The organism is Microbacterium yannicii PS01 (genome assembly GCF_000304335.1).
Classification (GTDB): Bacteria; Actinomycetota; Actinomycetes; order Actinomycetales; family Microbacteriaceae; genus Microbacterium; species Microbacterium yannicii_A.
In genome coordinates, this window is the sequence record NZ_CAJF01000009.1 from 1 (window position 1) to 21,587 (window position 21,587).

14 protein-coding genes and 1 pseudogene are annotated in these 21,587 nt (G+C 71.1%); 7 read left to right on the forward strand and 8 right to left on the reverse strand.

What is annotated here, in order from left to right:
* A pseudogene (locus WYM_RS19525) lies at window positions 1–197 on the forward strand (DEAD/DEAH box helicase); the annotation flags it as partial.
* A 325-nt stretch (window positions 198–522) separates the two neighbouring features.
* Here WYM_RS19525 and WYM_RS06770 read toward each other — a convergent pair.
* The 6 genes from WYM_RS06770 to WYM_RS06795 form a co-directional block, all read right to left on the reverse strand.
* Window positions 523–2,319 (reverse strand): GMC family oxidoreductase, encoded by a 1,797-nt coding sequence (locus WYM_RS06770; RefSeq protein WP_019180068.1) that lies wholly within the window; start codon window positions 2,317–2,319, stop codon window positions 523–525.
* Window positions 2,316–4,232 carry an aldehyde dehydrogenase family protein gene (locus WYM_RS06775; protein ID WP_019180069.1) on the reverse strand — a complete coding sequence of 639 codons (1,917 nt, stop codon included), beginning with the start codon at window positions 4,230–4,232 and terminating at the stop codon, window positions 2,316–2,318. The genes WYM_RS06770 and WYM_RS06775 overlap by 4 nt, the downstream gene beginning before the upstream one ends.
* Before the next feature lie 423 nt (window positions 4,233–4,655).
* Window positions 4,656–5,933 carry a kynureninase gene (locus WYM_RS06780; protein ID WP_040569140.1) on the reverse strand — a complete coding sequence of 426 codons (1,278 nt, stop codon included), beginning with the start codon at window positions 5,931–5,933 and terminating at the stop codon, window positions 4,656–4,658.
* The gene (locus WYM_RS06785) at window positions 5,920–6,897 is read right to left on the reverse strand and encodes a hypothetical protein (protein ID WP_019180071.1); all 978 of its coding nucleotides are present in this window, start codon (window positions 6,895–6,897) and stop codon (window positions 5,920–5,922) included. The genes WYM_RS06780 and WYM_RS06785 overlap by 14 nt, the downstream gene beginning before the upstream one ends.
* A complete protein-coding gene (gene kynA / locus WYM_RS06790) occupies window positions 6,897–7,751 on the reverse strand; it encodes a tryptophan 2,3-dioxygenase (RefSeq protein WP_019180072.1) in 855 nt (284 codons plus the stop codon). Before kynA ends, WYM_RS06785 begins: the two co-directional genes overlap by 1 nt.
* Window positions 7,752–7,797: 46 nt before the next feature.
* Window positions 7,798–8,055: a glutaredoxin domain-containing protein gene (locus WYM_RS06795; RefSeq protein WP_019180073.1), complete on the reverse strand. Its 258-nt coding sequence runs from the start codon at window positions 8,053–8,055 to the stop codon at window positions 7,798–7,800.
* 99 nt (window positions 8,056–8,154) lie between these two features.
* Here WYM_RS06795 and WYM_RS06800 point away from each other — a divergent pair, with 99 nt between their 5' ends.
* From WYM_RS06800 to WYM_RS06810, 3 genes are all read left to right on the forward strand, one after another.
* A complete protein-coding gene (locus tag WYM_RS06800) occupies window positions 8,155–9,312 on the forward strand; it encodes a glycosyltransferase (RefSeq protein WP_019180074.1) in 1,158 nt (385 codons plus the stop codon).
* 79 nt (window positions 9,313–9,391) lie between these two features.
* Window positions 9,392–10,333 (forward strand): glycosyltransferase family A protein, encoded by a 942-nt coding sequence (locus WYM_RS06805; protein ID WP_019180075.1) that lies wholly within the window; start codon window positions 9,392–9,394, stop codon window positions 10,331–10,333.
* The gene (locus tag WYM_RS06810; protein WP_019180076.1) at window positions 10,330–11,982 is read left to right on the forward strand and encodes a GMC oxidoreductase; all 1,653 of its coding nucleotides are present in this window, start codon (window positions 10,330–10,332) and stop codon (window positions 11,980–11,982) included. The genes WYM_RS06805 and WYM_RS06810 overlap by 4 nt, the downstream gene beginning before the upstream one ends.
* On the opposite strand, the gene WYM_RS06815 is transcribed toward WYM_RS06810, so the two are convergent.
* A complete protein-coding gene (locus WYM_RS06815) occupies window positions 11,979–12,890 on the reverse strand; it encodes a glycosyltransferase (protein WP_040569141.1) in 912 nt (303 codons plus the stop codon). The two genes, WYM_RS06810 and WYM_RS06815, sit on opposite strands and share 4 nt — an antisense overlap.
* Window positions 12,887–13,501 (reverse strand): acyltransferase, encoded by a 615-nt coding sequence (locus tag WYM_RS06820; protein ID WP_019180078.1) that lies wholly within the window; start codon window positions 13,499–13,501, stop codon window positions 12,887–12,889. Before WYM_RS06820 ends, WYM_RS06815 begins: the two co-directional genes overlap by 4 nt.
* 228 nt (window positions 13,502–13,729) lie before the next feature.
* On the opposite strand from WYM_RS06820, the gene WYM_RS19530 reads away from it, so the two are divergent.
* The 3 genes from WYM_RS19530 to WYM_RS06835 are packed head-to-tail and all read left to right on the forward strand — an operon-like array spanning window position 13,730 to window position 21,577.
* A complete protein-coding gene (locus tag WYM_RS19530) occupies window positions 13,730–19,468 on the forward strand; it encodes a DUF4082 domain-containing protein (protein WP_019180079.1) in 5,739 nt (1,912 codons plus the stop codon).
* Window positions 19,469–19,520: 52 nt separating this feature from the next.
* Window positions 19,521–20,585, forward strand: a complete 1,065-nt coding sequence (locus WYM_RS19535) for a Gfo/Idh/MocA family protein (RefSeq protein ID WP_019180080.1) — start codon at window positions 19,521–19,523, stop codon at window positions 20,583–20,585.
* Window positions 20,582–21,577 carry an NAD-dependent epimerase/dehydratase family protein gene (locus WYM_RS06835; RefSeq protein ID WP_019180081.1) on the forward strand — a complete coding sequence of 332 codons (996 nt, stop codon included), beginning with the start codon at window positions 20,582–20,584 and terminating at the stop codon, window positions 21,575–21,577. Before WYM_RS19535 ends, WYM_RS06835 begins: the two co-directional genes overlap by 4 nt.
* Window positions 21,578–21,587 lie beyond the last annotated feature (10 nt).

A 21,587-nucleotide genomic window follows, 5' to 3' on the forward strand; every position in this document is an offset into this window, starting at 1 on the left:
GTCGCACGCCGAGCACGGATCGCGTGCAGAGCGGCCACCAGCGCTCCGACCAGAGCGCGGGCCACACCCGCTCCGCGCAGCCGGCCACCGGCAACCCGCGCACCCCGGGCCGTCGCGCCTCGGGCGGCGGCACCGGCAAGCTGATGGTGGGCTCGGTGGTGCGCCAGAACGGCGGCAACCGCCGCGCCGGGCGCTGACCCGCAGCTCTCTTCTCGCTCGCCTGTCACACCCTGTCGCTCCGTGCGGCAGGTTGTGGCAGGCGAGTGTCGTCTTGGCAGCGAGGTTCGGGCCCGGTGCCCGTGGTCTTGGTCGCGTCGACAGGTCAACCAGCCTTCCACAGGAGGTTTGCGGCGTCGGGCCTCCTGTAGAGGCCCGGTTGACCTGTCGGGAGCGGACCGGGTGGATGCGAAGGCTGGCGCGGGCGCGCCGCCGAGTTGGTCCTCCGGGGCGGATGCTGCGGCATCCGTTCGCGCATTCCCGCGGGAACTGACCCCTGAAAGCCGAGCGCTGAACTCGGCGGGCTCAGGCCTGGCGGATGAGGTCGGCGGCCATCTCGCCGATCACGATGGCGGGGGCATTGGTGTGGCCGCGGATCACCGTGGGCATGACGGATGCATCCGCCACGCGCAGACCGGTGGCCCCGTGCACGCGCAGCGCGCCGTCGACGACGGCGCCACCGGCGACGCTTCCCATCCGCGCGGTGCCGACGGGGTGGTACAGCGTGTGCGAGTAGCGGCGGAGCGACATCTCGGCGCGCTCCTCGGGCGTCATGCGCTCGCCGCCCTCCGGCTGTATCCAGCCGCCCGTCGTCACGGCGCCGAGCGCGTCGGTGGCGATGAGCCGCTCGCACTCCGCGAGACCGGCGAGCATCGTGGCGGCGTCGATGCCGTCGGGGTCGGAGAGGTACGCCGGGTCGATGAGCGGCTTCGCGGAGGGGTCGGCGGACGCGAGCCGGATCGTGCCGCGACTGCGCGGCCGCAGCAGGATGGCTCCGACCGTGATCCCCTCGGCCGGCAGCGGGACGAGCCCCTCACCCACATAGGGCGCCGGGGCGAAGATGATCTCGATGTCGGGCAGTCCGTCGGGCACGCCGGCGCGGTCGGCCACGGCCGTTCGGACGAACCCGTAGGCCTCGGCGACGTTGGACGTCAGCATCCCGCGCCGCCCGCTGAGGTAGCGGGCGAGCTGCTGCCGGCTCTCGGCGGTGTAGAGCGTGCCGCCCTTCGCGGCGGGTGCGAGGCCGGCGACGAGGTGGTCCTGAAGGTTCGCGCCGACGCCTGGCGCGTCGACCATGAGAGGGATCCCGTGCTCGGCGAGGTGGTCGGCCGGTCCGATGCCACTCAGCATCAGCAGCTGGGGGGTGTTGATCGCGCCGCCGCACAGGATCACCTCGCGCCGCGCGGTGGCGTGCCGGGTGACGCCGGCGATGTCGACGTAGACGCCGGTCGCCCGGAGCGCTTCGACGGGCTCAGCGACCGGTGGGGTCGAAGCGGACAGGGGAATTGAGGGCGCTTCGACAGCCTCAGCGACCCGAGGCGTCGAGGCGACCGGAGGCGTTGCGGGCGCTTCGACAGGCTCAGCGACCGGCGGCGTCGAGGGAGCGAAGGTCACGCGGCGCACGTGCGCTCCGGTCACGATGCGCAGGTTCGGTCGTCGCCGGGCGGGGCGGAGGTAGGCGTCGGCGGTCGACACGCGGGCGCCGCGGCTCTGCGACACCATCGTCTGCGAGAACCCCTGACCTTCCGGCAGATTGGCGACGGTGACCGGATGCCGCAGCTCCGCCGCCGCGGCCAGAAAGGCCGCCGTCTGCGGCCGAGGGTCCCGCTGGTGCTCCACGGCCTGCGCCCCGTCCGTCCCGTGGGTCGGATGCCGCGCCGCATTTGCCGCGGACTGCGTGCGCTCGACGCGGCGGAAGTAGGGGATCAGCGACCGCCACGACCAGGCCGGGCCTGCGGCATCCGCCCATTCGTCGTAATCCGCGGCGAAGCCCCGCACCCACATCATCGCGTTGAGCGACGACGACCCGCCTAGCGTCTTGCCGCGCGGCCAGTAGACCGTGCGTCCCTCGAGGCCGGGCTGTGGAACCGTGTCGTAGTTCCAGTCGTACGCACTGCGGAAGAGCTTCTTGAACGCGGCGGGCACGTGCAGCTCGAGCGCCGTGTCGGGGGCGCCCGCTTCGAGAAGCAGCACCGTCACGTTCGGGTCTTCGCTGAGCCGCGCCGCCACCGCGGCACCGGCCGAGCCGGCCCCGACGACGATGTAGTCGGCCTCGAGCGCGGCGGGCCGGCCGAGCCGTCCCCGCTGCCGTCGTGGCCTCACGCGCGGAACGCCTTGAGCAGCACGGGCGCGAAGGCCGCGTAGTCTCCGTCGATCCGGAACCGGGTGAAGCCCTCGCTCACGGCCGCGCCGGTGCGCGAGGTCACGAACCACGGCGGCTTGGGGAGCACCGAGAACGCGCGGCCTCCCGAAGCGCCGAGCGCGCGGGGTGCGAGCGAGCGCGGGAAGGGCCGGAACGGTCCGCGCGTGACCGATCGCTCGACGTGATCGAGCAGGAGGGCGTTGTGCACGATGCCGATGCCGCTCTGGACGTCCTGCGGCGTCGCGCCCGGGAAGCCGCCCCACGCGAGCGTCGGGGTGAGGAAGCCGAACGCCGTCCACGAGTTGATCGAGATCGTGCCGTAGCGCAGCCGCTCCATCGCCCGCTCGAACGCGTCGCCGAGGGCTCCCTGGATCTCGGGGTCGATCAGCACGTTGGCTCCGAGGGTGCCGGCGAGCTCGTCGTTGGCGTGGTCGACCGCGCGATCGAGGAACTCCTGCCCGTTGCCCGGCAGCGACACGACGCCGAGCACAGGGGCGAAGTACTCTGTCTTCTCGATCGCACCGGCGTCATCCGGTGCGGCCTCGACGAGCAGGCGCGTGCCGTCGGCGCACCGCTCGGCGTCGGGATAATCGGATGCCGCAGCCGCCAGCTTCTCATCGCTGCGGGGATACCAGGCCGACCTCCGCGGCGCAGCCTCGTACGCCCGGCGCACCTCCGCCAGGAAGGCGTCGCGCTGCGCCCAGTCCGAGCTCAGGATCACGACCTGCCCGGCGATGCAGTTGTGGCCCGAGTTGTACAGCCGCATCGTGACGACGTGCTCCGCCTGGTAGCGCAGGTCCGCCTCGCTCCACACGCCGGGCACGACGATGATCGGCGAGACGCCCCCGAGCTCCGCGGTGATCGGCTTCTTCAGCACGGGCCGGTTCTCGCGTTTCCGGCGCGCCACCTGCCGCCGGGCGGCTGAGCCGCCCGCGGTCGCTGAGCCGCCCGCGGTCGCCGAGTCGCTCGCGGCCGCTGGTCCGCCCGCGGTCGCTGGTCCGCCCGCGGTCGCTGAGCCGCCCGCGGTCGCTGAGCCTGTCGAAGCGCCCCAGACGATCGCGTCGAACGTCGGTGCGGCGCCGGTGATGTGCACGTGGACGATCTCGGGATGAGCGGCCAGGTGGGCGCCGACCTCGCCGCTGCCGCGCACGATGCGCAGGAACCCCGGCTCGATGAGCGGCGCGAGCGCCCGCTCGAAGACGGGTACGAGCGCGTCCTGCGTCGGGTTGACCTTCAGCAGTGAGACCCGGTTGTGCGCGAGCAGCTCGTATATGACGTCGAGCACCGGTATCGAGGTGACGTTCCCGGCTCCGAGCACGAGGCCGATGCCGCCGCTCGCGGTCGGCGCGAGCTGACCGAGTCCGGCGTCGCGACGCACCTCGTCGAGCGAGACGCCCGGCCGGAACCACACCTCGCCGGTGTAGCCCGACAGGATCAGGCCGTCGACGCGGCTCGCCGGAAACACCTGCGCGCGGATGCGGTCGCCGGGCGCGGCATCCGTTCTCACGCCCTTCAGCGGGTCGTCGCCGCGAGCCAGCGCGCACAGCGTCGAGCGGTATGCGTCGAGGGCGACGATGGCGGCATACGGTCCCGAGAGCCATTCCTCCCCACGAAGCGGATGCCCCGGCTCGAGGTCCTTGCTCGTCGCGGCGACGTCGGCCCACTCTTCCGCGACAGCCGCTGTCGTGGCATGCAGGCGATCGAAGAGGCGTGCGCGCTGGTCGAGGGTCAGATGCGTCCAGGCGCGGGAGCCCTGCTCGAGCTGCGCGATCGCATCGTCGAGCGCGGCGACCGTGTCGACGGGCAGCCCCGGAGCGGCAGGCGCGGTCGAGGCGGGAGGAGCGACGGCGGATGTCGCGGCAGGCTTCGGCACAAGCGCTCTCCTTCGGGCGGGTGCCTCAGTCTACGACGCGACGCCGTCTCATCGATCCTGGGACTGGATGTCGCCCCTGCCGCCGAGCGGGCCGCGACCTGCGCCCGTCGCGAAGCCCCGACTCGCCAAGACACGCCGGGCCGATGACGCGCGCTCGGCGTGTCTTGGCGAGTGGCCGGTCCGTGGCTCAGGACCGCGCGCCCTCGCGTAAGGCGGGCGAGGGATTAGAGCGCTCACCGACTCGCCAAGACACGCCGGGTCGATGAGTGCGCTCGGCGTGTTCTGGCGAGGCAGTCTGCGTGGGGCGCCTGCGCGGCCAGGCAGGAGGACGGGAACGGGACCCCGCTAGCCACCGACTCGCCACGACACGCCGGACCGGTGACGCGCGCTCGGCGTGTCCTGGCGAGTGGCCGCTTCCCCGGCTCACCCAGCGGACGCTTCGGCGCGCAGCGCGGACTCGACGGCCCGCAGGCCGTCGAGGGTCTCGGCGAACGAGGTCGACAGCGGCGAGAGCCCGATGCGCAGCCCGCCGGGGTCGCGGTAGTCGGGGATCACGTCCTCCGACCACAGCCGCGCGGTGACCGCCCGCATCACCGGATGCGACAGCGTCACGTGCCCGCCGCGCTCCGCCGCCGTTCGCGGCGACGCGACCGTCGCCCCGAGCGGGCCGAGGAGGGCGTCCGACACCCGCACGGCGAACTCGGTGAGAGCGACGGACTTGGCGCGGATGGCGTCGATCCCGGCATCCTCGATGAGGGAGAGCGTGTCCTGCATCGCGAGCATGCCGACGATCGGGGGAGTTCCCGAGAGGAACCGGCGCATCCCCGAGGCGGGCGCATACGTCGGTCCCATCGCGAAGACGTCGGCGGCACCCATCCAGCCCTGGATCGGCTGCACCAGCCGGTCCTGCAGTCTCGCGGCGACGTAGGCGAAGGCGGGCGAGCCCGGTCCGCCGTTCAGGTACTTGTACGTGCAGCCCACCGCGATGTCGAAATCCCATTCGTCGGCTTGCACGGGCACCGAGCCGGCGGAATGACACAGGTCCCAGACGATGAGCGCGCCGGCCTCGTGCGCGATGCGCGTGAGAGTCGCGGCATCCGCCAGATACCCCGAGCGGTATGCGACGTGCGAGAGCAGCACGACCGCCGTGGTCGGTCCCACTGCCGCGCTCAGCGCCTCCGCCGTCACGCCCGAGGCCACGTCGACATCCACCCATCGCACCCGCCCGCCTCGCTCGGCGGCGATGCCCTCGACGAGGTAGCGGTCGGTGGGGAAGTTGTCGCGGTCGACCACGATCTCGACGCGCGCCGGGTCGTCGGCGGACGCCGCGTCGAACGCGGCCCGCACGAGCTTGTAGAGCAGCACCGTCGTCGAGTCGCCCACCACCGTCTGCCCGGGCGCGGCGCCGATCGCCGCACCGCCGATCCGGTCGCCGATGTCGAACGGCAGCTGCATCCATTCCTCGTCCCATCCGCGGATGAGACGCTGGCCCCACTCGTCTCGCGCGAATGCCGCGAGCCGGTCGACGCTCGCGCGCGGCGGACGCCCGAGCGAGTTGCCGTCGAAGTACACCAGCGAGGTCTCGGCTCCGACGAACGCGTCGCGGTGGTGGCGCAGCGGGTCGGCCGCGTCGAGGGCGGATGCCGCGGCCGCGAGTTCCGCGAGCATCGACCCCGCCCGACTGCCGTCAGTGTTCGTCATGCACGAGCTCCTCGGTGGGCACGACGGTGGCCCCGGCGATCCAGGCCGCGACCTCGTCGAGGACTGTCGGCGGCGGGCCGGGAACGAACGTCGAGATTCCCGAGGGCGCCGCGGTCGCGGGCCACGGATCGGCCATCGCATCGATCAGGGCCTCGCCGCGCACGCCCGCACCATCGAGCGCGGCCACTTCGTCGGCGTTGACGCCGACGGGCAGCTCGCCGTTGCCGAGGTCGGTGCCGTAGAGCACGCGGCCGCCGGCCGCGGCGAAGCCGGCCAGGTTCACGCGGGCGAGCTCGGCGGCCTGCGGGTCGTCGCGGTGGATCGCGAGCGTCGAGATCCAGAGCTGCCCGGCGCGCACGGCGTGCCGGGTCAGCGTACGGCCCACCGCCTCGGTGAACGGCGTGTGGGCGAGAACGTCGACACCGGCGTCGAGGGCGACCTGCGGCATCCCGTCTCCCTGAACGTGTGCGACGACGGGAAGGCCGCGCTCGCGGGCGCTGGCGACGATCGCGCCGAGGGCGGCCGCGTCCAGCACAGGTCCGTCCGCAGAGTTCAGCGCGACCTTGATGACGGATGCTCCGAACGAGGCCTGCTCGTCGACCGCCGTCGCTGCGCCGCCCGGAACGCCGGGGTGGGTCGACGGATCGCTGATCTCGCGCGAGATCTCGGGCGGCGCCCAGGGCCGCCCGACGGGGTAGCCGCCCACCGCCGTCAGGAACGAGCCGGCATATGCCACACGGGGAATGCCGTCCTTCTCGCGACGTGCGAGCACGACGGGATCCCCGCCGAGGTCGACGACGCCCGAGATCCCGGCCGGGGCGAGAAGGTCGGCGTCGATGAGGTGGAGGTGCACGTGGTGGTCGATCAGCGGCGGCAGCGACACCCCGTGCTCTCCCGTGATCGCGCGGCGGCACAGCGCGGCCCGGGGTCCGAGCAGGGCCCGCAGGGCGAACGGGTCGGCCATCACAGCTCCGTCCGGACCGCGTACAACTCGGGGAAGAAGGTGAGATCGAGCGCTCGCCGCAGGAACGAGGCTCCGCTCGACCCGCCGGTGCCGGTCTTGTGCCCGATGATTCGCTCCACCGTCTTCAGGTGCCGGAACCGCCAGAGCTGGAAGTCGTCCTCGAGGTCGACGAGCTCTTCGCAGGTCTCGTACGCGGCCCAGTGCGCCTGCGGGTCTGCGTAGATCTCGACGAAGACGGGGACCAACTCCGGGGCGTAGGTCCATGCCTGCGTGACGTCGCGATCGAGCAGCGCGGCAGGGATCGCGTAGCCCGACCGCGCCAGCAGCCGGAGGAACTCGTCGTACAGGCTCGGCGCCTCGAGGGCTCCGCGCACGAGCGCGTACGACGACGGCTCGGACTCGAAGACGCGCAGCATGGCGGCGTTCTTGTTGCCGAGCGTGAACTCCACGGCTCGGTACTGCGCCGACTGGAAGCCGCTGGCATGACCGAGCACTCCCCGGAACTGGCCGTACTCGGCCGGCGTCAGGGTCGCCAACACCGACCACTGCTCGGTGAGCGTCTTCTGGATGTGCTTGACGCGGGCGATGCACTTCAGAGCGGGAGCGAGCTGGTCTTCGCGCAGCAGGCGGCAGGCGGCGCCGAGCTCGTGCAGCACGAGCTTGAGCCACAGCTCCGTCGTCTGATGCTGGACGATGAACAGCAGCTCGTCGTGGTGCTCCGGATCGCTGAGAGGTCGCTGCGCCGAGAGCAGGGTGTCGAGATCGAGGTATCCGCCGTAACTCATGCGGTCGGCGAAGTCGGTGACGACCGAGCCCTCGATCGCCCGGGTGTTGCGCTCGACGCCTTCGTCCACAGGCTCAGCCTAATGACCGTGGGCGGTGCGCCGTCAGCGCTCGGGCTCAGATGAGAGAGAGCTCGCGCAGCTTGGACTCGACGTCGGCGTCGGACGGCTCGACGTGGTGCGACGCGTCGGGGTACACCACGACGGGGATGTTCGTCCGGCCGGAGATGTCACGGGCGACGTCGGCGGCGGCGGGGTCCTGGACGAGATCCACATAGGTGTACGAGACGCCGAGGCCGTCGAGCTGGCGCTTGGTGCGGACGCAGTCCCGGCACCAGTCGGCGCCGAATACGGTGATGGTGGAGGGGGAGGTCATCCTTCCATCCTCTCCCGGGATACCTGGACGAGGGCCGAGACCGCCCCGTCTCAACAGGCGTCACGAACCCGTCATCTGTGCATGGGAGGATGGGCCGCAGTGCAGCTGTCGATCATCGTCCCCACCTACAACGAGGCTCCCAACATCGCGGAGCTCGTTCGGCGCATCGCTGCGGCCGTGGCACAGGTGCGGCCCGCGATCGAGGCCGAGATCGTCTTCGTGGACGACAGCACGGATGCCACGGCCGACGTGATCCGTCAGGTCGCGGCATCCGCTCCCCTGCCCGTGCGTCTGGTCGATCGCGACGTGGCGACCGGCGGGCTCGGGGGCGCGGTGCTCGAGGGCTTCACCGCGGCGGAGGCGGACGCCTGTCTCGTCATCGACGGTGACCTGCAGCATCCGCCCGAGAAGATCCCCGAGCTGTGGCAGCGGTTCTCGCGCGGCGACGTCGATATCGTGATCGGGTCGCGCTACGCCGGTGGCGGCACCTCGAGCGGACTCGCCGACCGCACGCGCGTGCTGGTGTCGACGGTGTCCACGGCGGTGACGAGGGCCATGTTCCCGATCCGGCTGAAGGACGTCACCGACCCGATGACCGGGTACTTCCTGATCGACCGGCGCACGGTGGACCAGGCGCTGCTCAAGCCCCGCGGGTTCAAGATCCTCCTCGAGATCCTCGCGCGGCGGCCGATGCGCATCGCCGAGGTGCCCTTCGACTTCGGCGACCGGCACGCCGGCGAGTCGAAGGCGTCGGTGCGTCAGGGCGTGCACTTCCTGACCCAGCTGACGGCGCTCCGCTTCGGCAAGATGTCGCTGTTCGCCGTCATCGGCGGGCTCGGGGCGGTCGCCAACGTCGCGATCGTGTGGGCCCTCACCCAGCTCGGTGTCGGCTACATCGTCGCCGCGATCATCGCGGCCGAGGTGACGATCATCGGCAACTTCCTGCTGCAGGAGCGCTTCGTCTTCCACGACATGCGCCACACCGCGTCGGGCGGCTGGCTGCGTTTCGCCAAGTCCTTCTCGTTCAACAACGCCGAGGCGCTCGTGCGCATCCCGATCATCGCGCTCATGGTCGAGTCGTGGCACTTCTCCGCGGTGGTGGCGACGGCCCTCACCCTCGTGGTGGCCTTCTTCGTGCGATTCGTCTTCCACTCGCTCGTGGTCTACGCGCCCCGCAAGGCGGGCGCGGAGCCCAGCCGTGCACGGCGCATCGTCGAGGAGCTGGACGCGCAGGCCACCGCACCGGGTGAGCTGTAGCGCGGGCGAGTCGTAAGAGGGGGAGACGCGCGCCCGTCCACTCGGCTACGCTCTGACCACGCAGGCTGGGGAGCACGCTATGGGTCGCAACGGACCGCCCTCGTCGACCGTCGATGGGGCGGCCGTGTCGGACTCCACGCGCTTCGACGAGCCCTCACCCACCCCGCCGCTGCGGGCGTCCGCCCACGGCGCCGTCGTCATCCCCGCCCGCGACGAGGCCGGCGTGATCGCCCGGACACTGCGGTCGCTGATTCCGCTGACCGCGCTCGAGGGAATCGAGATCATCGTCGCGTGCAACGGCTGCTCGGACGGCACCGCGGCGATCGCCGCGGGATTCGAAGGGGTGCGGGTCGCCCAGACCGACACGGCGTCGAAGGCCGCTGGACTGAACCTCGGCGATCGCGTCGCGACATCGTGGCCGCGGCTCTACCTCGACGCCGACATCGAGATCGCCCCCAGTGCCGTGCTCGCGGTGTTCGACGCGCTTGACGAGCCGGGTGTCCTCGCCGCCCGTCCGTACTACGCCTACGACACGACGGGGGCGACCGTTCCCGTGCGGGCCTACTACCGGGCGCGCAGCCGAGCCTCGGCGCCGGCCACACGGCTGTGGGGAGCCGGCGGCTACGCGGTCAGCGAGCAGGGTCATGCCCGGTTCGCCGAATTCCCTCGCGTGACCGCAGACGACTCGTGGTTCGACGAGCAGTTCCGTGACCACGAGAAGCGCGTCGTGCCGACCGCTCCGATGCGCGTCCGCACGCCGCGCGACACTCGGGCCCTGATGGCGGTGCTGAGGCGCCAGCGTCGCGGCCACCGCGAGCTCGGGATTCCGTCTCACGCGACCTCGCGCACGCGTTCGATCATCTCGGCGATCCGCGGACCGCGCAGCGCTGCGGACGCCGGCTGGTACATCCTTCTCAGCCTCGCGGCACGTCGACGGGTGCGCCCGGCCTCGCGGAGCGCTGCCGAACACCCCTGGGAGCGCGACGCCTCCAGCCGCACCGATGCGGCGACGCAAAGATGACCGTGCTCGCCGCGCACGAGACGCCCACCGGGCCGTACGACTGCTGCGTGGTCGGGACCGGCCCGGTCGGGCTGGCTTTCGCCATCGAATCGGCCGAGGCGGGCAGCCGGGTGCTGCTCCTCGATGCCGGAGACACCTCTTCCGGCGGGATCGGGCTCACATCCGCCGAGAGCGCTCGCACCGAGATCACCGATCCCGCGCGACATGCGCCGCTCGATCTCACGCTTCGCCGGGGTCTCGGTGGAACGTCATGGCTGTGGGGCGGCCGTTGTGTCGCGTTCGAACCGATCGACTTCGAGCGTCGGGACTATGTCCCGAGCGCGGACTGGCCCCTGACCTTCGACGATGTCGTCGAGTGGTACGAACCGGCCGCGCGACACCTCGACTGCGGTGCGGGCGTCTTCCGCTCGCCGCTGCCCGACTGGCCGGGGCTGAGCGATTTCCGGATGTCGAACCTCGAGCGCTGGGCGCGCCAGCCGCGCCTCGCACGGGGCCTGGGCGCCCGCGCCACCGCGCACCCTCGGATCGACGCCGTCTTCGGTGCGCGCCTCGACGACATCGCGTTCGACGCCGACGGAGCGGTGTCGCACCTCGTCGTCGTGCGCGGCGGAAGGTCGACCGAAGTGCAGGCGGGCGCCTACGTGCTCGCTCTCGGCGGACTCGAGACGACGCGCTTGCTGCTGGGCGTGCAACGCCGCATGCCGCACGCCTTCGGAGGCGTGGACGGCCCACTCGGTCGGTACTACATGGGGCATGCGACGGGAAGCGTGGCGGATGTCGTGCTCGACGACCCCGGCGGAGCGGCGGACCTCGACTTCGTCCGCGACGAACATGACACGTACATCCGCCGGCGCTTCACGCTCGCGCCGGAGGCTCAGCGCCGTCATGGCGTGCTCAACACGGCCTTCTATCTCGACAATCCGCCGTTCTACGAGGACGGGCACCGCAGCGCGACGCTGTCTGCGGTGTTCCTGGCGATCGCCGTCCCGATCTTCGGGCGACGCGTCCTGGCGGAGGGCATCCGGCTGCGCCACGTCGGGCCGCGGCCGTACCGCATCAGGCAGCACCTGGCCAATGTGCTTCGCAGGCCCTGGCGTGCGATGGCCGACGTCGCCGGCATCCTCTCCCTGCGATACCTCTCGCGTGTCCGCAAGCCAGGATTCCTCCTTCGCAACGAGGGCGGGCGGTACGCCCTCCACTACCACTCCGAACAGCTGCCCAATCCCGAGAGCCGGATGTCGCTGCGGACGAACGCCGACGGCGTCGATGTGCTCCACCTCGACTACCGCTACCTGGAGGAGGACATCGACTCGCTGCTGCGCGCGCACGAGCTGCTCGATGCGGAGCTGCGGTCGGCCGGCCTCGGGCACCTGGAGTATCTCGCCGACGATGCCGCGGCGGTGCGGGGCGCGGCATGGGACCAGGCGACCGACGGCTTCCACAGCATCGGCACCACCCGTATGAGCGCCGATCCCGCGCACGGCGTGGTCGACCGGGACTGCCGCGTGCACGGCATCGCCAATCTCTACATCGCCTCGAGCAGCGTCTTCCCCACGAGCGCCGAGGCGAATCCCACGTTCTTCGCCGCCGTCCTCGCGGTGCGGCTGGCTCATCATCTGCGTCCCGCCCGTGCGAGTCCCGCGCCCTAGCGACGGGAGCGGCCCGGGCGAAGGCGCGCGGCGCGGAGCTTGACCGTATCGATGGCGTCGGGACCGTACAGTGCGACGGCGAGGCGCTTGGCGGCGCCGCGCGCCACCTCGCGGCCGGTGCGCAGCGGCCCGGACACGAACCGATCTCGTGCCAGGCGGCCGAGACCCGGCTCGGGGAACGCCGCCAGCATCGGGTCGAATCGCCCGCGAAACGCCTTCGGGCTCACAAGGCGACCCCGGACGCGGTTGCTGACGTTCTCGCCGTGCACGACCTGGAGCCACCCCGGCTCGCCGCGCAGCGAGCGCACCGCCATGGTCTCGCCGAGCCGGTTGTGCGGGCGCAGCCAGCAGGTGACGGGCGGGTCGCCGGGGGCATCCCAGGGCTCCGCGACCGAGCAGAAGGCGTTGTCGCGGTCGACGCGGTGGTACAGCCGCTTCGCTTCGGCGATGAGCCCGTCGGCGAGATAGATCGCCGTCCGAACGCCCGGCACAACCGCGCGCTGCACCCGGTCGAGGAAGTCGGAGGCGAGTGCGTCGTCGTTGTCGAGGTTGGTGGTGATCAGCATCCGCCCGGGCGCGCGGCCCGCCACGCGGCGGATGTCGGCCATCCTCTCCTCGTACGACACCGACGACCGGAAGACGGGCGTGAAGACCCCGTCGTTCACGTCGTCGATCCACTGCCGGAGCCAGTCCGGGCTCTGCGGATCGAAGTAGATGATCCATTCGGCGCGCGCACCCACCTGCCGGCGCATCGAGGGCAGGCAGTACCGCTCGAACAGCGCGACGCGAGAGCGCAGCCATCCCTCCTTCGCGCGCACGACGCTCTCGAACCCCGGGGTCGGGACGTTGAATCTCGTGAGCACGACGTGAGCCACTCCGGACGGGGCGATGGAGTCCTCGCCAGTCATCGTCCTGACCCGTCGGCTTCGACCCGCGTCAGCGCGCCGTCCGTCTCGCGATACCGCTCCCCGGTTTCACGGCACACCCACCCGTCCTCGTCGGCCACCAGCGGCGTTCCCGACCTGCCGACCCAGCCGACGCGGCGCCCGGGCACGCCGACCACCAGCGCGTGGCGGGGGACGTCCTTGGTCACCACTGCGCCTGCCGCGACGAGCGCCCACTCGCCGATCGTGACCGGCGCGACACAGACGGCTCGAGCGCCGATCGAGGCTCCGCGCTCGATCGTGACCCCGACCGCCGTCCAGTCGTCGTGGCTCTTCGCCGAGAGATCCGGGTTGACCGCACGGGGGAACTCGTCATTCGTCAGGACGGCGGCCGGGCCGATGAAGACGCCGTCGCCCAATCGGGCCGGCTCGTACACGAGCGCGTAGTTCTGGATCTTGCACGCGTCGCCGAGCACGACCCCGGGACCGATGTAGGCCCCCCGACCGACGTTGCAATCGGCGCCGATCGTCGCGTCCTCACGGATCTGCGCAAGGTGCCACACCCGCGATCGCGGACCGATCCGTGCACTCTCGGCCACATCCGCGGAGCGGTGGACCACCGGATCATCGGTCATTCCGGCCCCCTTCGGACAGAATTCGCTGATGGGTTACGAACTGCGTGCGCTTGAGGATACAATGCGCACAAGACCCGCCCGTGTGCACTGGGGATGTATCGCACACGGAGCCTCTCAAGTCGGCCACCCGAGGCAGACCGAGAGGTATCACCGACGAGGGCGTCGGGAACTGGTTGTGCAATGGGGAAGAACGCGCCTGGGGCGCCCGTTCGGCCGCGCCGAACGAGGATGGCCGCCATCGCCGCGCTCGCCGCGCTCGTGGCGGCGGTGTTCATCGCGGTCACGCCGGAGCCGTCGGCGCGGGCCGCGAGCCCATGCGGCCCGACCATCAACGCGATCGCCTGCGAGAACCAGAAACCGGGCACGCCGCGGTCGGAGTGGGATATCTCAGGTGCCGGCGACCCGTCCATCCAGGGCTTCTCGACCGACATCTCGGTGGATGCCGGGCAGAGGATCGACTTCAAGATCGACACGGATGCCTCTGCCTACAGCATCCGGATCTATCGCACGGGCTGGTATCAGGGCCTGGGTGCGCGCTTCATCACGTCGCTCACCCCGTCGGCGACTCTGCCGCAGCGGCAGCCGGAGTGCGTCTCGGATGCGCAGACCGAGCTGTACGACTGCGGCACGTGGGGCGTCTCGGCCTCATGGAACGTGCCGGCCGACGCCGTGTCGGGGGTGTACGTCGCGCGGCTGGTCCGCCAGGACACCGGCGGCGACAGCCACATCGTCTTCGTCGTTCGCGACGACGGGAACGCCTCGGAGGTGCTCTTCCAGACCTCCGACCCGACCTGGCACGCGTACAACACCTACGGCGGGTCGAGCTTCTACCAGGGCGGCGCTCATGGGCGCGCGTACAAGGTCAGCTACAACCGCCCCTTCGCGACCCGCGGGGGCGTGACGGCGCGCGACTTCTACTTCAGCAGCGAGTACGCCACCGTCCGGTTCCTCGAGCGCAACGGCTACGACACGAGCTACATCGCCGGCGTCGACACGGACCGGCGAGGCGGGGAGCTGCGCAACCACAAGGTCTTCCTCTCGGTCGGTCACGACGAGTACTGGTCGGGAGCGCAGCGTGCCAACATCGCATCGGCACGCGATGCCGGCGTGAATCTCCAGTTCCTCACCGGGAACGAGGGGTACTGGCGCACGCGCTACGAGCCGTCGGTCGACGGAGCGAGCACCGCCCATCGCACGCTGGTGTCGTACAAGGAGACGTGGGGCGACGCATCGACCCCCGGGGGCGGCAAGATCGACCCGAGCGCCGAATGGACCGGCACCTCCCGTGATCCGCGATTCGCCACGGCGGCCCAGGGCGGACGCAACCCCGAGAACGCCCTCACCGGGACGATGTACATGGTCAACCACAACGACCTGCCCGTCACCGTGAACGCCGAGGAAGGCAAGACGCGCCTCTGGCGCAACACCGGTCTGTCGTCGCTGAGCGGAACAAGCACGGCGGCTCTGGCGCCTCACACCGTGGGGTACGAGTCGAACGAAGACATCGACAACGGCTTCCGGCCCGCGGGCCTGATCCGGCTGTCGACGACCCGTGGCCCGACGCCTCAGTACCTGACCGACTACGGCAACACCGTCGTCGAGGGCACGACCGAGCACCACGTCACGCTCTACCGGGCCGCCAGCGGAGCGCTCGTGTTCTCCTCGGCGAGCATCCAGTGGGGATGGGGACTCGACCAGACGCACGACGGGAACGGCGCTCCCGCCGACGTACGGATGCAGCAGGCGCAGGTGAACCTCCTCGCAGACATGGGAGCGCAGCCCGGAACCCTCATGACCGGCCTGCAGGCCGCCTCGAGGAGCACGGACGCCACAGCGCCCACCACGACCATCACGTCGCCGACGAACGGGCAGTCCATCCCGCACGGCACGACGGTGAGCGTGACGGGAACCGCCGCCGACGTCGGCGGCCGAGTCGCGGGCGTGGAGGTGTCGACCGACGGCGGCGAGACCTGGCGGCTCGCGTCCGGCACCACGTCATGGACCTTCTCCTACGTGCAGCAGGGCTCGGGAACGGCGTCGGTCCGTGCACGGGCGATCGACGACAGCGCCAACTTCGCGGCAGCCGGAATCTCTGTGCCAGTGCAGGTGCGCGGACCGTACTCGGTGTTCGGCACGACGGCCCCCAAACTCGAAGCGGTCAGTGACACGTCTCCCGCCGAGCTCGGATTGCGGTTCACCCCCGAGGTCGATGGATTCGTCTCAGGTGTGCGGTTCTTCAAGGGCTCCACCAACACCGGATCCCACGTCGGGTCGCTGTGGTCGCCGCAGGGTGCGCGCATGGCCACCGTCACCTTCGCCGGCGAGTCGGCGCGCGGGTGGCAGACGGCCCTGTTCAGCGAGCCGATCCCCGTCGTGGCCGGCACGCGCTACACCGTCTCGTACACCGCGCCGGCGGGCGGCTACGCCTACGAGGAGTGGTACTGGCCGTACCGTGCCCGCAAGAGCGCACCGCTGAGCGCGCCGACGACGACCGGCACGTCCGCGGCCGGCGTGTACGGCAACACCGGGTTCTTCCCGACGGCCACCTACCGCGACGCGAACTACTTCGTCGATGCGGTGTTCGAGGCCGCACAGGATTGGCCGGTCCGCCTGACGGCTCAATCGCCCTCCGCCGGGGCGAGCGGCGTCGCGCGGGATGCCGTGATCTCGACGCAGTTCACGCGCCCGGTGCAGCCGGCATCGGTCGCCATGACCGTCGCTGGGCCGGACGGCGCCGCCGTGGCCGGCGCCACGTCGTACGACGCCGCGACCCGGACCGCGCGGTTCGCTCCGTCCCAGCCGTTCGCACCGACCACGCGGTACACCGTCACGGTTGCCGCTGTCCCGGTCGACGCGACCACCTTCGACGCCGGGGCGCCATGGACCTTCACGACCGCGAACGACTCGTCGTCCAACGCCTGCCCGTGCACCCTGTACACCAGCGCCGATGTGCCGCCGATCGCGTCGGTCGCCGACTCGCGGGTCACCGTCGGCACCAGGTTCAGCGTCACCGAACCGGGGTTCATCGCCGGCCTCAGCTTCTACAAGGGCACCGGGAACACCGGGGTCCATGTCGGCAGCCTGTGGTCGGCTGGCCAGCAGGAGCTCGCGCAGGTCACCTTCGGCGCCGAGACGGCGAGTGGATGGCAGACCGCCTGGTTCGCTCAGCCTGTGGCGGTGAATCCGGGCACCCAGTACGTCGTCTCCTACGTCGCGCCGGCCGGTGGGTATTCGGCGGCGCCGGGAGCCTTCTCGTCCGAGCTCACGCGGGGCCCGCTGGTCGTTCCCGCCTCGGGCGGCGCGTTCACCTACGCCTCCGGGTACCCGGGGCAATCCTCCACCACGAGCTACTTCGTCGATCCGGTCTTCATCCGCTCCACGAGCGGCCCGCAGCTCGTCTCCACCGATCCGGTCGCCGGCGCCGAAGCGGTCCCGACCACCTCGCGCGTCTCGGCGACGTTCTCGGACCCGCTCACCCGCGTGCCGAACATGTCGGTCATCGCCGGCGGCGAGCCGGTCCCCGGAGCTGCCGCTCTGTCCGCCGACGGCCGAACCGTCACCTTCACCCCATCGGCGCCGCTGCCCTACGACGCGGCCGTGTCGGTTTCGATGTCGAACATCGTGGCCGCGTCGGGCGCCGGCTTCGACCGCTCGTGGAGCTTCCGCACCGCGGTGAACCCTCTGCCCACCGACGTGACGTTCTTCGGCTCAGGGCCGCCGGCGTCGTCGGCGGCGACCGACGGCACGGCCCTGGAGCTGGGGATGATGTTCCGCACGTCGGTCGAGGGGCGCATCACCGCCATCCGCTTCTACAAGGCGGCCGGTGACACCGGCGCCCACACCGGGACGATCTGGTCCGCCGCGGGGCAGCGACTGGCCACCGTCGCGTTCCAGAACGAGTCGGCTTCGGGCTGGCAGCGCGCTCCTCTCTCGGTGCCGCTCACCGTGCGGCCGGGTGAGACCTACACCGTGTCGTACTTCTCGCCCCAGGGCGCCTACACCTATGCGCAGGGGTTCTTCACCGCGCCGGTCACGAGCGGGCCGCTCACCGCGATCGCCCCGGGCAACGGCGTCTTCCGGTACGGCTCCGGCGGCGTCATGCCGCAATCCTCGTGGTCCGCGTCGAACTACTTCGCCGATGTCGAGTTCTCGGGTGGCGGCGGAGCGGGTCCTGGACTGACGATCACAGACACCGCCCCGCAGGGGATCGACATCGCGCGCGACTCCCTCGTGACCGCCACGCTGTCCCAGGATGCGCCTGCGCCCGTCATCAGGCTGGAGGCCGGCGGGAGGGACGTGCCCGGCGCGTCCGCCTACGATGCGACGACGCGGCGGGTCGTCTTCACCCCCGCCGCAGCGCTCGCGGAATCGACCTCGTACACCGCCACGCTTCGCGTGGACGGCCAGCAGGTGGCGGAGTGGGCGTTCACCACCGCAGCACCCGATCTGGACGGGGTGATCGGCAGTCTCTTCGGCGACGCGACTCCTGCCAGTGCCGCGGCCGCCGACACGACTCCGGTCGAAGTCGGCACGGCGTTCACAGTCGCCTACCCGGCACGAGCCACCGCCATCCGCTTCTTCAAGGGCCCGGGCAACACCGGCGCCCACGTCGGCCACCTCTGGGACGCCCAGACGCGCGAGCTTCTCGCCACCGTTCCCTTCGACGCCGAGACCGCTGCCGGATGGCAGCGAGCGGCTCTCGCCGAGCCGGTGGTGCTGCAGCCCGGACGCGAGTACGTGGCGTCGTACCTCGCGCCGAACGGGAGCTACGGCGTGACCGCGGCCTACTTCGCCCAGCCGGTGACCAACGGCTACGTCGCGGCGCCCGCCGGCGACAACGGCCGTTTCGTCTACACGGCCTCGGGTGCCTATCCCACGCAGTCGTTCAACTCGTCGGCCTACTTCGTCGACGCCGAGGTCGCATTCTCCGAGGACGATCCCGAGCCCTCCGTCGCGGTGTCGGCCCGGGCTCCCGCGCCCGGGGCGACAGGGGTCGCTGTGGGCGCCGGCGTGAGCGCGACGCTCACCGGCGCCCAGTCGGCCACGATGGCTCTGACGGCCGACGGCGCTCCTGTCACCGGGGTGTCGAGCTTCGCCGCCCCGACGGGCGTGGTGTCGTTCCAGCCGGCGGCCCCGCTCGGACGGGGAAAGACCTACACGGCATCCGTCACCGCGAACGGTGCCGCCGTCGCCGACGGCACGTGGACGTTCCAGACCACTCCCGGGCCGGCGTTGGTCGCTCAGACCCCGGCGCCGTCGGCCGCGAACCTCGATCCGCGGACGGTCGCCATCTCGGCGACCGTGACCAACGCCTCCTCTGCGGCGCTGTCGGTCGCTGTGGGCGGGACCGCGGTCGCCGGCACCTCAGCCTTCGATCCTGCAACCGGGAAAGTCTCCTTCACCCCCAGCGCCACCCTTCGATGGGGCGCCACCTTCGCGATCTCCCTCCTCGCGGACGGCGCCCCGTTGTCGGGTGGCAGCTGGAGCTTCTCGACGATGGTCAAGCCCGACAAGGTGAGCCTGTTCACGACCGGCACTCCGGCGAACCCGAACGCCAGCTCGCTGCTCGCGAACCAGATGGGCACACGCTTCAAGACCAGCGCGCCCGGCGTCGTGACGAGCATCCGCTTCTACAAAGGCAGCCAGAACACCCGCCAGCACGTCGGATATCTCCGCGCCGCCAACGGCGCGATCCTCGGGCAGGTGACCTTCCAGGGCGAGACGGCGTCGGGGTGGCAGACAGCCGCGCTCCCGACTTCCGTGCGGCTGACGCCGGGGACCGAGTACCGCGTCACCCTCTACAGCGCGTCGGCCCGATACGCCGTCACGAACGCGGGGCTCGCCTCGACGGTCACGTCAGGACCGCTCAGCACGATCGGCGGGGTCTCGGGGAGCGGGACCGCGAACCCGACCTCGACCAACACGAACAAGTACTGGGTGGACGTGATCTTCGATCCGGACGACTGAACCGGCCGTCCGGCGAGCCTGCCGGACGCGGCCGAAACTGGGGGGAATTCATATGGCTGCACAACTCGAGGTCGCCGTTGTCGGCGCCGGGTACTGGGGACCCAACCTCGCGCGCAACTTCCGCGCGTCGGAGGACTGGAAGCTGGCCGCGATCTGCGACCTCGACCTCGAGCGCGCTCAGCGCGTGGCCGACGGCGTCGGAGGAGCGCCGGTCACCCGCGATCTCGGGGAGATCCTCGACGACCCGGCGATCGACGCGGTCGCGATCGCGACACCCGCACGGACACACCACCCGATCGTTCTCGCCGCCCTCGAGTCGGGCAAGCACGTCATCGTCGAGAAGCCGCTCGCCGACACCCGTGCACGCGGCATCGAGATGGTGGATCGAGCGCGCCGGAACGGCTTGGTCCTGATGGCGGACCACACCTATTGCTATACGCCGGCGGTGCTGAAGATCAAAGAGCTCGTTCAGGAGGGCGCCCTCGGCGAGATCCTCTTCGTCGACAGCGTGCGCATCAACCTGGGTCTCATCCAGCCGGACGTCGACGTGTTCTGGGACCTCGCCCCGCACGACCTGTCGATCATGGACTTCGTCCTTCCCGAGGGGCTCGACGCGGCATCCGTCTCGGCCCACGGCTCGGACCCGCTCCATACGGGTCGCGCGTGCATCGGCTACCTCGCGATGCCGCTGACCGGCGGAGGGATCGCCCACGTGCACGTCAACTGGCTGAGTCCGACCAAGATCCGCCAGATGGTGATCGGGGGGACCAAGCGCACGCTCGTCTGGGACGACTTGAACCCTCAGCAGCGGCTGAGCGTGTACGACCGCGGCGTCGACCTCGCGCTGCACTCGAAGGGCACCGCCGACAGCCACGCGGCGAACGTCTCCTACCGCCTCGGCGACACCTGGGCGCCCGCACTTCCCGAGCGCGAGGCACTGGCGGGCGTTGCCGGCGAGTTCGCCGCCGCCATCCGCGAGCGTCGGTCGCCACGCACGAGCGGGGAGTCGGGACTCCGGGTCCTCGCCGTCCTGGAGGCCGCCCAGGCGAGCCTGCGCAACCATGGATCGCCGCAGCCCGTGGAGTCGGGCGTCGTCGCCGAGGCGGTGACCGCATGACCGCGCTCGCGGGTGCCCGCATCCTCGTGACCGGGGGCGCCGGCACGATCGGATCCACGCTCGTCGATCAGCTGGTGGATGCCGGTGCCGACCATGTCGATGTGCTCGACAACCTCGTGCGCGGCCGCCGCGCCAACCTCGACGACGCGCTCGCCTCGGGCCGGGTCGAGCTCGTCGACGGCGACATCCGCGACGCCGGACTGGTGGACGCCCTGACGGCGGGCAAGGACCTGGTCTTCCACCAGGCGGCGATCCGGATCACGCAGTGCGCGGAAGAGCCGCGGCTGGCGCTCGAGGTCCTCGTAGACGGCACGTTCAACGTCGTCGAGTCCGCGGCACGCCATGGCGTGGGCAAGCTGATCGTCGCATCGAGCGCGTCGGTGTACGGCATGGCCGAAGAGTTCCCGACGACCGAGCGGCACCACCACGAGAACAACGACACCCTCTACGGCGCCGCCAAGACGTTCGACGAGGGGCTCGTCCGCAGCTTCCGGGCGATGCAGGGACTGGACTACGTGGCGTTGCGGTACTTCAATGTGTACGGCCCGCGGATGGACGTGCACGGCCTGTACACCGAGGTGCTCGTGCGCTGGATGGAGCGCATCGCCGACGGCGAGCCCCCGCTCATCTTCGGGGACGGCCGGCAGAGCATGGATTTCATCTGCGTGCCCGACATCGCCCGGGCGAACCTCCTCGCTGCACGCAGTGACGTCGTCGCCGGCACGTACAACATCGCCAGCGGAACCGAGACGAGCCTGCTGCAGCTCGCACAGGCGCTGCTGAGGGCGATGGACTCCGACCTCGGGGTGCAGCACGGGCCGGAGCGGGCGGTGAACGGCGTTGTGCGCCGCCTCGCCGACACCTCCGCCGCGCGGCGCGACCTCGGCTTCGAGGCGACGATCGGGGTCGAAGAGGGCCTGCGGCGACTCGTCGACTGGTGGCGGCCGCTGCGCGCCGAGATCGCTGCAGGGCGTGCGGTGGTCGCATCGTGAGCGAGCGCAT